This is a genomic window from Ruegeria sp. AE3 (assembly GCF_056542225.1).
Map to the genome: position 1 here is coordinate 36,741 of NZ_JBQFZL010000007.1, position 14,313 is coordinate 51,053.

A 14,313-nucleotide genomic window follows, 5' to 3' on the forward strand; every position below is an offset into this window, starting at 1 on the left:
CCAAACAAGGATATGAACGATGGCCGGTCACTGCACCTCGACCCGTCCCGTCGCCGTTCGTGCGCGGTTCTGGGGGCGATACATATCTTCGACCGAGGCCGCCGGATGGTGGAACACGCCCGGTGTGACGGCACGGGCGACGTAAGCCAGCGTCACGGTCTGGCGCCCCGACAGGTCAACCGCAGCCAAGAACCTGTCCGATCGGAACTCGGTATGCGTGGCATCAGACAGATTCAACCAGTCCAGCGACCGTACATCGCCCGATCGCAGCAGGTTCGGGTTGTCGATCTCGATTCCGGCGGCAAGAGGATCGTCTACCATCAGACGCGCCCCACCGCTTTCAAACGGCGTGACCGTCAGAACCGTGACGAACCGGTCCCCCACGGCAAATCGGCCCGCGTCAATCAGATCGCCGTCCATCGAATAATACTGCCGTTCGATTGCATAGCCGGTGCCACCGGCCCCAGGCGGATCTTCGGGAATTCCGGTCACCGTCAGGGTGATATCGGTTGCCTGACCGTCGGTCGCAGTGATGTTGACCTCTTCCGCCTGCCCGGATTGCAGAACCTGAACAAAGGGGCCGGATACTGACACGCCATTGACCTTCAAGCCGGAGCCGGACGGATCAGACACCAGCGCGTGCGCCGCCAGCAGGGACCACGCGGCCTCTTGTGTAGACAGGGGTGTGCGGCCCGTGCTTACCCGTTGGATCAAAGCGTAGCGGTCAATCGCCTCGCTGCCCGCATCTACGGCCAGGGTCAGCAGGCCCGCCGCATCCCGCAGGCGGGTGCCGTAATCCGCGCGCCAGTGGTTTTCCTGATCGTTCGGCACCTGTTGCAGCATCCGCGCCGCACGGACGAACATCGCGTCTGCGCGGGTCTGGTCCCCGTACGAGGCCAGCGCAGCGCCCAGTTGCGCTGCAGCCAACGGCGTGTCGAAAGCATCCCCTTTGACATCCGCATAATAGCGCAGATCGCCCATCGCCGCCGCGCCTTCCCGCGCAAGAACCATTAGGGCATAGGCGATATCCTGACCACCTTCGTCAAAATCCGGCGCATAATTGACCCGATTGCGCAGGTTATCCATGGCCTGCGCAAAAGCCCGATCCGGCACCGGGTGTCCCTGCACGCGGGCGCGTGACAGGAAATCGGTCACATAGGCGTCCAGCCAGAAATCACCGCTGCCTGCACGCCACAGGCCAAAGGCACCGTTTGCAGCCTGACGAGTCAGGATACTTCGGATCGAGTCCGTGATGCGCTGATTCACCTCCGGGCCATTGCCCAGCCCCGATGCCTGCGCGACGGATGACAGGTAAAGCAGCGGCAGTGCCTTGCTGGTGATCTGCTCGGTGCATCCATAAGGGTAACGGTTCAACTGATCCAGCAGGCCGGGCATATCGAACTTTGCCAGCGCTCCGGCTGACAGGATGGCCTTGGCCGAGCCGGGTTGAAACCCGTCAAAAACATCCTGCGAAAACAGAAAGCTGTTACCCGCACCCAGCGCAAAGCGCCGTGTCCGGGCAATCACCTGATCATTGGCCCGCACCGGCATCCGCAGGGTTTGCGACAGATCGCGCCCGTCTGGTGTGGTGATGGAAACGCTGATCTCTGGATCGCCGATGACATGGGCCGTTACAGGGATGTCGAACACCGCTTTGCCACCATCCTCCAGCAGAAAGCGTACCGGTACCGGGCCCAGTTCCAACCCACCGGTGGTGGTCAGGCCAAGCGCCATGTCTCCGGATGCACCATCCGCATGGACAATCTCAAGCCGCATCCGGCTTTGATCGCCTGGGGCCAGAAACCGCGGCAGGCTGGCCGTAACCACCACCGGGTCGCGGACGATCATGTCAGCCTCGGCCTGCCCGACGGCTTTTTGTGACCACGCGACGGCCATCAGGCGGACCGTACCATTGAAGGCGGGCAGGGGGATGTCGACCTCAACCTTTCCATTCGCACCGACCTGAACCGGGCCGCTGAACACTGCCATCAGATCTTGCGTCGGTGGCGGGGACTGGCGGCGCATCCCGTTGTCATTGTCGCCGCCAGAGCGAACCGTACCCATCGTTCCGTTCATGCCGTCGATCAGCCGCCCGTAAACATCACGCAGGTCCACACCCAGCCGGCGTTGCCCGAAATAGTACTCTTGCGGGTTTGGGCTTTCGAACTCCGTCAGGTTAAGGATGCCCACATCCACAGCGGCAAGGGTTAGCCAGACTGGATCATCGCTTGTAACATTTTCGACCCTAACAAGGGCCTTCTGTGTATGACGGGGTGAGGTAACCTCGGGCACCTCAATGGCAACCGACAGCGTGCGATCCGCAGGATCAATGGCGGCATAGGCGACGCCCATGACGCGTGCCGGGTTCTGACCGGCCGCAACATCCATCGGTCGGATCACTGTGGCCGTGACATAGGCACCTGCACCCCAATCTTCTGTCACCTCTATCGGGATAACTGTCTCGCCTTCCGGCACGGCAACCATTTGGCGATGGATCAGGCGGTTCGACAGCACCTCGACCTGGGCGATACCTGCCATGCGCGGAACGATGCGCAGTTGTGCGGTTTCCCCGGCCCGATAGCTGTCGCGATCCAGCGACATCTCAAGCCGGTCAGGCGTGGTCGAAGCATCTGCGGCCTGATACCAGCCTGCATGGAAATCGACAGCGGTTTCCGTAAAGGTGCCGTCTACGCGTTGAACCACCAACTCGTAACGGCCCCAGTCCACGGGCTGGGACAACGTCAAAGGGTCAGTGGCGACGTCAACGTCTCCGGTGGCAACGCGAGTGCGTCGGGTTGTCGGTTCCCAATTCCAGTTTCCGTAAAGCTGATACCATTGATACCGCGTTTCGATCTTGTTCAGCGTCCAGCGCAGGCGCATCGGGCTGGGGGTCAGGTCGGGTGCAAGGCCGATGATCTGAAACGTGGCCTCGGTACCTTCGGGGATTACGTCCTCGAACATGGGTTTGACACCGATCACAGGTTGCGACGGCAGGACAGGAACGCTCAGGCGACGTTCAACAGGGCGGCCCGAGCCATCGGCCAGTCGCGCAATAACCTCGGCTTCAATTGGCTGCCCTTCCGTGTCTAATGCAGGGATTTCAACAGCTATGGATGCTTTGCCGTTTGCGTCTGTGCGCGTGTCACCGAAATAGGTGCTTTTGATCGATGTCTCGGCGTCATAGCGGCCAAAGCGATACCCCTCGTAGCCTGGCACTGTGTCCGCCGGGCGTCCGATAACCTGACCGTCGATGCTCAGGTCGGACCCCGGCGCACCAAACAGATAGCGCGCGTCGATCGAAAGCGGTGGGCTGTCGCCGGGACGCAGGGGCGCGTCCGGCAGGTTCAGCTCAAAATCTATACGTTCCGGCAGGAAGTCTTCTACCAGCACTGTTTGTCGCGCCAGCGCATCGCCTTTGGGATCTGATCTGATCTCGATCCGCCAAGCGCCGCGTGGTGCATCTGCCGCAACAGGCAGACGAAAGATATGCCCCCCGGCGACGCCGCCATCCGAGACGGTTCGGCGGTATTCCACGCCGTCAGGGCGATACAGAATTGCGGTTAGGGGCAGACCCTCGATAGCCTGCGCCTCACCATCGCGCGACAGGGCGGTGAGGTGGATCACCTCTCCGGCCCGGTAAGCGCCGCGATCCGTGGCTAGAAAAACATCGACCGGCCCCGCGGGCGCGCGCCCTTCAACACCGCGATCTGACAGGTCAAAAGCAGGATCGGTCAGGGATAGAAAGCTGAAATCGCTGTCCCCGGTCGACGCCATCACCAGTGCGGGCGCGCTGGCCCCCTTGCCGCGCGTCAGACCGGGGTCGAACCGGACATAACCTGATTCATCCGTCCGCGCTTGGGCGATGACCGCATTTGCGCTTGTGACCAGTGAAACCTCGACACCAGCACGGGGAGCCGCGTCGCTCAGCCCGCGCACCGTGACGTGCAGCCCGTCAGTGCCAAGCACGCTGCTGATCCCAAGATCGGACAGAACAAACCATTGCGTCGCGCCCGGGTCGTCATAGGGATCGGCCCCCGGAACACGGGCGGTCAGCGCATAGATGCCAGCGGGCTGATCCGCGATCGCTTCTGCCATGGGCAGGCGCGCAGTCATGGTCTGATTCAGTTCGTTGGCCACTTCGGCGGTGCCGGTCCAGATATCCTCGGCAATTTCATCGGAAAATTCTGCTTCCTGCCATTCACTGAGCGGGCGGCCGAAGAAATCCTGCTGAACCGCGCGCAACAGGTTCCGGTCGCTGACCCTCCGCAGGATCAAATCCAGCTCGGTGACGTTGACCGTTTCAACAGGCAAAGCGGCGTCAGCGGATTTCGGCAAAACGTAGCTGCGCCCGGGAAACCGGACCGAAGGCGCCCGGTCGCGCACGTAATGGGCAAGCTCAACATTGCGGTTCAGCGCCTCGCCCGAGGCGGAGGGCAAGCCTTCGCGTAGCGTCAGGCGATAACGCTGACCATGGGCGACACCGTCAACGCAAAGCTGCCTGCCCTCAGCCTGTACCACCAACCCGTCATCATTGCTCTGGACAAACGGGTCATAGTCGACCCCTGCCTTGACCAGCGGTTCCGAAAACTCAACACAGATCCGCGGCGCGGCGGCGTCGCTTTCAACAGAACTGTCGACCACGCGAAACCCGTATTTCCCGATGGCATCATTCAGCGCGGCCAGTACATCCTCGCGCGGTTGGATTTCCTGGGCCAGCCGCAGCACGGGGATCATATCGCGCCCGCGCTCGACCTCTTCCAGGGCGCGGGCCAATGTCATCAGGGCGGCAATCTGCGTGCCGGGAGCGTCCGCGCGCAAATAGCCATTGGTTGCGGCATTCAGCGCACGGTTGCGCAGATCGCGCCTTTCACTCCAGTCCGTAGGGTTTATCGCCAATAACAAGCGCGCGTATTCCACCCATAGATCGGGCGCGTCACTGAGCGATACGGCCACACCAGTCCAATTCATCGCCAGTCGCGGGCTGCCCGCGCTGCGTGCCGCGTCCAGAACAGCCTGCAGGTCGTCGCCATGCGCCATATGAACAAAGCCCAGATCGCGCGCCTGATCAACGGCTTGCTTCAGGTCGGCGGCACCAAGAACGCTCAACGCATTCGCACGTGTATTGGCCAATGTTCGGGTCTGATCTGGGGTAGACACCTTCTGCGCGGACACAGCCCCTTGATAGGCCTCTTGCCGGTTTACACCGCTTTTTGGAAAACAGGCATTGGATCGGGTGTTGTAGGTGAACGCGGTGCAATACGTATTGGCGGAACAGGCCTGAATGCAGGACTTCAGATCGGTATCGAAAAGGGCGTCCAGATCCGAGCCGTAAAAATCTGCGTCCCGCGTCGTGACATAGCGGAAATCAGGCACTGCATCCTGCGCCTGGGTGGCGCTGGGTAGGACTAAAAGTGAAATGATGTAAGTTATTGAAATAAAACCAAAGCGGCGCATGGTGCCCTCCTCTTTGGGCACAGCGTTGCATGGCGTGCGCCTGTTGTGCAACGGCTTAAACAGTTTTTCATCCTCTACCGGGATGCTGGGTGCAGAGCGTTCTGGAATCAATCAAATGACTCTTGCACATAAATTGGCACAGGAACGGCGCGCGCGTTTGGCAGCTGAACGGATGCTGGCCCTGAAACAGGCCGAGCTTTCGGCAGCCAATCGCAAACTGGGTCAACATGCCATGGCATTGACCAAACGAATTGGCGAAACGCAGGCTGAGGTTGAAACCGTTCGGGATGAAAACGAAAAGGTCAAATCCGACCTCTGCGTGGCCAACGCCAAGATCGAGGTTGCCGAACGCCGCTTGTGGCACTCGATTCAGACAATACAGGACGGATTTGCTTTTTTTGACGGTGACAACCGGCTGATCGGCGCAAACACCGCCTATCTGAGCGTTTTTGAAGGTCTGGACGAAGTCGTGCCGGGGATATCATACCCCCGTATTCTGCATTTGCTGACGTCAGAAGGTATTGTCGATATCGGGGATGAATCCGCGGAAGACTGGCAGGCCAGAATGCTGGCCCGCTGGAGCCGCGCCAACCCGCCACCAATCGTTATGCAGCTTTGGAACGGTCACTATATCCGCCTGATCGACCAGCGCGGCAGCGGCAATGATATGGTGAGCCTTGCTCTCAACATCACAGCGTCGGTCCGGCATGAAATCGAGCTTAAGGCGGCGCGCGAGAGGGCCGAAGCAGCAAACCGGGCCAAGTCGGCCTTTCTGGCCAACATGAGCCATGAAATCCGTACACCGATGAACGGCATCGTTGGCATGTCCGAGTTACTGGACGAGACACCGTTGGACGAAGAGCAGCGGCTATACGTCAACACGATCCGCAATTCGGGCGAGGCGTTGCTGGTCATCATCAACGACGTGCTGGATTATTCCAAGATTGAGGCGGACAAGCTGGCTCTGCACCCTGAGCAGTTCGATCTTGAACGCTGCATTCTTGAGGTTGCGATGCTGCTACAGCCCAGTGCGCGCGATAAAGGCCTGACATTGCTGGTTGATTACGACTTGTTCTTGCCAACCCTTTTTGTGGGCGATCCTGGTCGGATACGGCAGGTTCTGACCAATCTGGTCGGCAACGCCGTCAAGTTCACCTCCGAAGGCTATGTGCTGGTCCGGGTGACAGGGGTGCCCAATCCGGATGCGCAAATCTGTGATATCCATGTTGCGATCGAAGATACCGGTATTGGCATCGACGCAGAAAAAACCGGCCATATTTTTGGCGAGTTCAACCAAGTCGAAGACGAGCGTAACCGCCAATTTGAAGGCACCGGGCTTGGTCTTGCCATCACCCAGCGGCTGATCACCTTGATGGGTGGCATGGTCTGGGTCGAAAGCGAGCCGGACCAGGGATCCTGTTTCGGTTTTCGCGTGACGCTGCCCACGGTAGAAGGCCCGCGACCCGAACCTCCGAACCTGGCGGATTGTTTGAAACATGTCCTGCTGGTCGAAGATCTTGCCGTGAACCGGGCCATTCTTGCCAAACAGCTTGGGCGACTGGGGGCTGAGGTGACGGTTTGCACGTCGGGGGCTGAGGCGCTGTCACAGATGAATGATCAGATTGATCTGGTTCTTTGTGACCACGATCTGCCGGATATGGATGGGCTGGATCTTGCGGTCGCGCTCAGGGATCGCGGGTGGGGTGACATTCCGGTGGTCGTGATGTCTGCAAGCCCCGGTTTGATTCACGCGCATCCTGCCCGTGACCTGATCGACGGTGTCTTGCAGAAACCCATCCCTCGGTCCGAGTTGTATGGCAGGCTGATGGCATTCGACGGCACATCGTTGGAAAGGGGCGCTCTGGATGTCGGCAAAACAGTCTCTAAAAAGCAAGATTCTGAATCTGTGCACCCCCGACACATGAGGGTTCTTGCCGCCGAGGACAACCGCACTAACCAATTGATCCTGAAGAAGATGGTCAAGGATCTGAATATCGATCTTCGCTTTGCCTCGAATGGGATTGAAGCGGTTGAGATCTATCAGGAGTTCGAGCCAGATCTGATCTTCATGGATATTTCCATGCCGAAGATGGACGGCAAACAGGCAACAGCGGAAATTCGCAGGCTCGAGGTTTCAACTGGTCGCCACGTTCCAATCGTTGCCCTGACGGCCCATGCCATGGCGGGGGATGATCAGGGAATTCTGTCAGCCGGCTTGGACCACTACCTGACCAAACCGCTACACAAGAACCGCATTCACCAGATGATCCTGCAACACCAACCCGATTGCGTCTGCTCGGTCGCAGACACCATGCCCGGCGCCAAAGCCCGGCGTGAGCGTGGCGCAAACCCGGACCCAACCTCGCCTGGCGGACTCTTCAGGCGATTAACACCGGGTTGCAAGTTCAAGTGACCTGGGTTTCAGGCCGCATATGGTCTGACGAAAACGGGCTTATCCGCTTCCGACAGATCAGGGCGGTATTCATAGCCGCCACTGTCGAAATCCAGCAGCGCCTTAGGATCGGTCAGGCGGTGTTGGATGACATACCGCGCCATGGCACCGCGTGCCTTTTTGGCAAAAAAGCTCACAATCTTTGGGGTGCCGCCCCTATCTTCCATGAAGACCGGTGTGATGACGCGCAGGTTCAGGGCATTCAAATCCACCGCACCAAAATACTCCTGACTGGCACAATTCACCAGAATGTCGCTGTTAATTTCGGCTCCTTGCGCGTTCAGTGCCTTGCTGAGCTGATCGCACCAGTATTCGTAAAGGTTATTCCCTCTTCGGGTTTTCAGCTTGCTGCCCATCTCAAGCCGGTAGGGCTGTATCGCGTCGAGTGGCCGCAACACACCATAAAGGCCGGAAAGGATGCGCAAGTGGTCTTGCGCCCATAACAGCTCGTCTTCGTCCAGCGAAGCAGCTTCAAGCCCTTGATATGTGTCGCCAGCAAAAGCAAGCGCAGCCGGGCGTGTGACCTTGGCGTCGGGTGCATCCGAAAAAGCGCGATACCGGTCGCGGTTCAGGCGTGCCAGATCGTCGCTCAGGTCCATCAGTTTCTTCAGATCACCCAGCGTCAGGTTGCGAGCGGTTTTGGACAGCCGGATCGCATCCTCCTGAAAATCGGGCTGCGTTACCCCGACATTCCGCTCTGCCCAGTCCAGCCGTTTGGCCGGGGAAATCACGATCAGCATATCCGCCCTCTTTCTTGCCTGTTCGGGGGTATCTAGCCCGCCTCACGCAGCACGTCCAGAAAAGCGGCGCCAAACCTTTCGTGACGTCGATCACCCAGCACCTGTGCAATTCCACGGGGATCATCGGGGCGCAGTTGCGCAACTTTTGCCAATTGTGAGGCCGAGCAGGTCAGGGGCTTGTCGATCCCGGCTGGACCGCGCGACAGCAAGGACTGAACTTCCATCAAGCGGTCGTAAATCTCACCCTGATCGCGTCCAGCCAGTTTTCGGCGCGCCGGATGAACGCTTCTTGCTTCGCCCGCGATTACTTCAAGGAACGTATCGCCATAGCGTTCCAGCTTTTTGGCGCCAACACCGCCGATCCGGGCCATATCGTCCAGCGTTACAGGGCGCTTTTCGGCCATCTCGATAAGCGTGCGGTCGGGAAAGATCACATAGGCCGGAACACGTGCAGCTTCAGACAGGGCACGGCGTTTGGCCTTGAGCGCGGACAGCAGCGGAGCGTCCTCTTCGGACACCATTGCCTTGACCGCAGGCCGACGTACCGCATTGCGCAACGTATCCTTGCGTAGGTTGATTTGCGCCTCGCCTTTCAGGATCGGTCTGGCCGCCTCGGTCATGCGCAATGCGCCGTGACGGTCGGGGTCGGGGCGGACCAGATCGTGGCCCATCATCTGCCGGAAAATGGCCTGCCATTGCGGGCGCGTCCAATCCTTTCCGATGCCATAAGTGGACAAATCCTCATGGCGGCGGGCGCGGATTTTGTCGGTCTCGTTTCCCAACAGGATATCGATCAAATGGCCTGTACCGAACCGCTCCTCGGTCCGCAGGATCGCGGACAGGGCCATACGTACCGGAGTTGTGCCGTCGAAAACTTCGGGTGGGCTGTCGCACAGATCGCATTTGCCGCAGGGCCCTGTGGTCTCGCCAAAGTAACCTAACAATGTCTGACGGCGGCATTCCAAGGCTTCGGCCAGGCCCAGCAAGGCGTTCAGGCGCGCATGATCGGCCATGCGGCGCTCGGGCGGCGCTAGACCCTCGTCAATTTGTGAACGCCGCAGGCGAATGTCATCGGGGCCGAACAGGGTCAGCGTTTCGGCCGGGCCGCCATCGCGTCCGGCGCGTCCGATTTCCTGATAATAGGCTTCGATCGATTTGGGCAGGTCCGCATGGGCGACCCAACGGATATCGGGTTTGTCGATGCCCATGCCAAAAGCCACTGTGGCGACGACGATCAACCCGTCCTCACGCGCGAAACGGGTTTCGACAATGCGGCGATCTTCGGGGTCCATTCCACCGTGATAGTAGCAGGCCGAGTGTCCCTCGGCGCGCAGGGCCTGAGCAATCACCTCGGTTTTGTTTCTGGTGCCGCAATAAACGATGCCGGACTGGCCTTTGCGCGCATCTGCGAAATCAAGGATCTGCTTGCGCGGCCCGTCCTTTGCGGCAAAGGCCAGATGAATGTTTGGCCGGTCAAATCCGCGCAGAAATTTGCGCGGCTCAATGCCATCGAACAGTTTTTCGACAATCTCATCCTGCGTTTCGGCGTCCGCCGTGGCGGTAAACGCGGCCAGCGGCACTTTCAGGGCGCGCCGCAACTCTCCGATCCGCAGGTAATCAGGGCGAAAGTCATGCCCCCATTGACTGACGCAATGGGCTTCGTCCACAGCGATCAGGCTGACGTTGATCCGACGGAGCATCCCAAGCGCAGACCCGGCAGCCAGACGTTCGGGCGCCATGTAAAGCAGCTTCAGCCGCCCGTCCTCCAGCGCATCCCAGACGGCCTCGGTTTCCTCGGGCGTGTTGCCGGATGTCAGCGCACCGGCCTCGACCCCGGCCTCTTGCAAGCCGCGTACCTGATCGCGCATCAGGGCTATGAGTGGAGATATAACCACCGTCACCCCGTCGCGGAGCAGGGCAGGCAATTGAAAACATAAGGATTTACCGCCACCCGTGGGCATGATCGCCATCACGTTTTCACCTGCCTTCACGGCGTCGACAATCTCTTCCTGCCCAGGGCGGAAGGCGTCGAATCCAAAGACATCTCGCAGCAAGGGTGCGGCGTCGAACATATGCGGGGGTGCCCTGTTTTAAGGTTTATCTGCTCTTAAGACAGGACAATCACATACTAAGATTCAGTGAACAAGTGGTCAGTAAAAATAGGGCGCGTTGTTGATAAGGATGATCCGCAAAGCATAGACGCCGATCAGCACCACCAGCGGGGTCAAATCCAACCCACCCATATTGGGTAGAACGCGGCGGATCGGCCCGTAAATAGGCTCTAAAATGCGATTTAACCCGTACCAGATTTGTGCAACCAGTTGTTGGTGCAGGTTGAGCACCTGAAAGTTAATCAGCCAGCTCATGATCACATGGGCCAGAATGATGAACCAGACAATGTCCAGAATCAGCAGCAGGATTTGGATCAGCGACAGCATGGGGTCTCCGTTTTCTTGTTGGTCGAGACCTAAGCACCCTTTCAGCAAAGAGCAAGTAGGCTGAACTCTGCGCTTGCGAATTGCCCCAAAGCCCCGTTTTATGACCACAACAAGAAAACAGGGGCAGAAATGGCAGAAATATCCAAGCGCAGGCGTATCTGGGGCTGGTGGTTCTTCGATTGGGCCAGTCAGCCCTATCACACCCTTTTGGTAACGTTCGTGTTCGGCCCTTATTTCGCAGGTGTCGCTGCGGAGTATTATCTGGCATCCGGCCTGGACGCAGGGTCTGCAGACGCACAGGCACAGGTGGTCTGGGCCAACTGCATGACCATAGTCGGTTTGATTATTGCCTTCGGTGCGCCGCTGATGGGGGCGATGGCTGATGTGTCGGGTCGGCGCATCCCCTGGATATTCGCCTTTTCCGTGATGTACGCCGTAGGTTCCGGCGCGCTTTGGTACACGATGCCCGATGGCTCGAACATGTGGTTGATGCTGTCTGCCTTCGGTCTGGGTTTCATCGGTGCGGAGTACGCCCTGATTTTCATCAATTCCCAACTGCCCGATCTGGGTGATGACAGCGAAGTGGGCGAAATCTCCGGCTCGGGCTTTGCTTTTGGCTATTTCGGTGGCCTGATCTCGCTGGCGATCATGCTTGCGCTGTTTGTGGAGCAGGCCAACGGCAAAACGCTGATCGGAATGGACCCCTTGTTTGGGCTGGATGCGTCGCAACAGCAGGGCACGCGCTTTGTTGGCCCGTTTACTGCTGGGTGGTTCATTCTGTTCATGGTGCCCTACTTCCTTTGGGTCCATGACGACGAACCGAAAAACAAAAAGGGCAGCGTTGCCGAGGCGCTGCGACTGTTGGCAAAATCAGTGTCTAACCTGCGCCATCGCACCAGTTTGGCCAGTTACCTGGGCTCATCCATGTTCTATCGGGATGCGCTGAACGGGCTTTACAGTTTTGGCGGGGTCTATGCCCGGCTGGTGTTGGAATGGGACCTGATCAAGATCGGTGTTTTCGGCATCGTCAGCGTTCTGGCCGCAGCGGCCTTTTCCTGGGTGGGCGGCAAACTGGATAAGAAATATGGCCCCAAGCCCGTGATTATCGTTGCGATCTGGGTGTTGATCCTTGTCTGCATCACCATCGTCTCAATGGACCGGTCCCAGATTTTCGGTATCGCCATGTCCGAAGGGTCAGGCTTGCCGGATGTGGTTTTCTTTGGCTGCGGTATCCTGATCGGAGGCATGGGCGGCATTCTACAGTCCTGTAGCCGGTCGATGATGGTCCGGCATACGGACCCGGCAACCCCCGTCGAGAGCTTTGGCCTTTATGGTCTGTCGGGTCGTGCCACCGCCTTTGCTGCGCCACTTCTGATCGGGATCGCCACCACGGTGACCGGTAGCGCTCGTCTGGGGGTGTCACCCATCGTTCTGTTGTTTATTCTGGGTCTATTCCTGATGCGCTGGGTGAGACCTGAAGGGGATCAGAGCAGATGAAAATAAAACGTTTTTTGATCGTTTTGGCTGCGCTTGCTTTTGCAGGCACTGCGGCGGCAGAACCGCTGGCAAAGCAGTTGTTCGGGGCACAGAAACAAGCTTCCCAGCAAAAACCGGCCGCTTTCGGCAGTTATTCGCGCGGATGTGCTGCGGGGGCAATTCAACTGCCTGAAACGGGGCCTACATGGCAGGCAATGCGCTTGTCGCGCAATCGCAACTGGGGGCATCCGCAGACGATTGACTACGTGCAGGACCTCAGCAGGTTTGCAGCCAGCCAGCCGGGATGGAACGGTCTCTATATAGGGGATATCAGCCAGCCACGCGGCGGGCCGATGACCTCGGGCCATCGCAGTCATCAGTTGGGGCTAGACATCGATGTCTGGATGTTGCCCGGCGATAACATGCGCCTGAGCCGCAAGTCTCGCGAAAACATCTCGTCCATCTCTCTTCGTCGTTCCAATGGCGCTTACGTCAACGGAAACTGGACCAAGCAGCATCATGCGCTGTTGCGCGAAGCGGCAAAAGACAAGCGCGTCGCCCGGATCTTCGTGTTTCCTGGGGCCAAGGTTCAGATGTGCGACGATGAAAAGGGGAACCGCGACTATCTACGTAAGATAAGGCCCTGGTGGGGACATCACTATCATTTCCACGTGCGACTGAACTGTCCCAGAGGGTCAAAGGGCTGCGTGAATCAAGACCCACCCCCCAAGGGCGATGGCTGCGCTGAGGCCCGTCAATGGGTGCACAACATCCTGAACCCGCCGCCACCCGATCCGAATGCGCCGCCGCCGAAGAAACGCCGGGAATACGTTCTGTCCGACTTGCCGCAACAATGCTCCGCCGTTTTGCAATCCAACTGAGTGTAGCGCTGTTTCTTGCCCCGGTGGCCGCCGCGCTGGATGTGAAATCCGCAGCCCACCTGGACAGTTTCGTTTGGCGGCATCCCGCAAGTTGGTTTGGCGGATTTTCAGCGCTTCACATCTCGGACGACGGAGGCCAGATGATTGCGCTTAGCGACCGGGCGCGGATCGTGACTGCGCGGATTGAGCGGCGCGAAGGCCAGATCGCGGATATTCACGTTCTTGGTCAATGGCCGGTGCTGTCCAGCCAAGGACACATCATGAAAGGCGGCGTCGGCGATTCCGAAGGCATCGCGGTGACGCCGGATGGCGGGATATTCATCTCGTTCGAAGGGGTGCACCGTGTCGCCTATTACCCTGCGCAGGGCTCCAGCGCGCGCGTATTGCCACGCCCGAATGCGTTCCGGAACCTTGCCGAAAATGGTTCTTTCGAAGCTCTGGCCATTGATGGACGCGGCTGGCTTTACACTTTGCCGGAAAAGAACCGCACCGCTAAGGGGGACATTCCGGTTTACCGTTGGAATGGCGACACATGGTCGACCCCGTTTGTTCTGCCACAGCGTGGCGGCTTTAAACCCGTTGCCGCGGATTTCGGTCCCGATGGGCGGTTTTACGTTTTGGAACGCAAGGTATCCTTGGTCGGTTTCCGATCACGACTGCGGCGATGGGTCGTGGTAAACGAGAAACCAGGCGCCGAGGAAACCCTGTTCGAAACCGGAACGGGCGCGCATGACAACCTCGAAGGATTGTCGGTCTGGCGCGACGGGCAGGGCCTGTTGCGCGCCACGATGATCTCTGATGACAACTTTCTGGCGGTGCAGCGGACCGAACTTGTGGAATACCTGCTGCCCGATTGACAGGGCGCATGCAAA

General features: G+C 59.0%; 8 protein-coding genes. 4 read left to right on the top strand and 4 right to left on the bottom strand.

The genetic code is table 11. The features are described from left to right. Positions 1 to 27: 27 nt before the first annotated feature. A complete protein-coding gene (locus ACR0NZ_RS13665) occupies positions 28 to 5,454 on the bottom strand; it encodes an alpha-2-macroglobulin family protein (RefSeq protein WP_480519568.1) in 5,427 nt (1,808 codons plus the stop codon). Positions 5,455 to 5,569: 115 nt separating this feature from the next. Here ACR0NZ_RS13665 and ACR0NZ_RS13670 point away from each other — a divergent pair, with 115 nt between their 5' ends. Then, positions 5,570 to 7,867 carry a response regulator gene (locus ACR0NZ_RS13670; protein ID WP_480519570.1) on the top strand — a complete coding sequence of 766 codons (2,298 nt, stop codon included), beginning with the start codon at positions 5,570 to 5,572 and terminating at the stop codon, positions 7,865 to 7,867. 8 nt (positions 7,868 to 7,875) lie between these two features. On the opposite strand, the gene yaaA is transcribed toward ACR0NZ_RS13670, so the two are convergent. The 3 genes from yaaA to ACR0NZ_RS13685 all read right to left on the bottom strand — a co-directional run bounded on the left by yaaA (position 7,876) and on the right by ACR0NZ_RS13685 (position 11,084). Further along, complete coding sequence (yaaA, locus tag ACR0NZ_RS13675; RefSeq protein WP_480519572.1) at positions 7,876 to 8,646, bottom strand: peroxide stress protein YaaA; 771 nt, start codon at positions 8,644 to 8,646, stop codon at positions 7,876 to 7,878. Positions 8,647 to 8,678: 32 nt separating this feature from the next. Further along, the gene (gene recQ, locus ACR0NZ_RS13680) at positions 8,679 to 10,718 is read right to left on the bottom strand and encodes a DNA helicase RecQ (RefSeq protein ID WP_480519574.1); all 2,040 of its coding nucleotides are present in this window, start codon (positions 10,716 to 10,718) and stop codon (positions 8,679 to 8,681) included. Between the two features lie 78 nt (positions 10,719 to 10,796). Then, positions 10,797 to 11,084: a YggT family protein gene (locus tag ACR0NZ_RS13685; RefSeq protein ID WP_170382138.1), complete on the bottom strand. Its 288-nt coding sequence runs from the start codon at positions 11,082 to 11,084 to the stop codon at positions 10,797 to 10,799. Positions 11,085 to 11,213: 129 nt separating this feature from the next. Between ACR0NZ_RS13685 and ACR0NZ_RS13690 the strand changes: the two genes are divergently transcribed. Genes ACR0NZ_RS13690 through ACR0NZ_RS13700 form a run of 3 tightly spaced genes read left to right on the top strand, consistent with a single transcriptional unit; the run spans position 11,214 to position 14,298 of the window. Further along, complete coding sequence (locus tag ACR0NZ_RS13690) at positions 11,214 to 12,581, top strand: MFS transporter (RefSeq protein WP_480474496.1); 1,368 nt, start codon at positions 11,214 to 11,216, stop codon at positions 12,579 to 12,581. Beyond that, the gene (gene mepA / locus ACR0NZ_RS13695; protein WP_480474498.1) at positions 12,578 to 13,441 is read left to right on the top strand and encodes a penicillin-insensitive murein endopeptidase; all 864 of its coding nucleotides are present in this window, start codon (positions 12,578 to 12,580) and stop codon (positions 13,439 to 13,441) included. Before ACR0NZ_RS13690 ends, mepA begins: the two co-directional genes overlap by 4 nt. Beyond that, the gene (locus ACR0NZ_RS13700; RefSeq protein WP_480519576.1) at positions 13,414 to 14,298 is read left to right on the top strand and encodes an esterase-like activity of phytase family protein; all 885 of its coding nucleotides are present in this window, start codon (positions 13,414 to 13,416) and stop codon (positions 14,296 to 14,298) included. Before mepA ends, ACR0NZ_RS13700 begins: the two co-directional genes overlap by 28 nt. Positions 14,299 to 14,313: the final 15 nt, after the last annotated feature.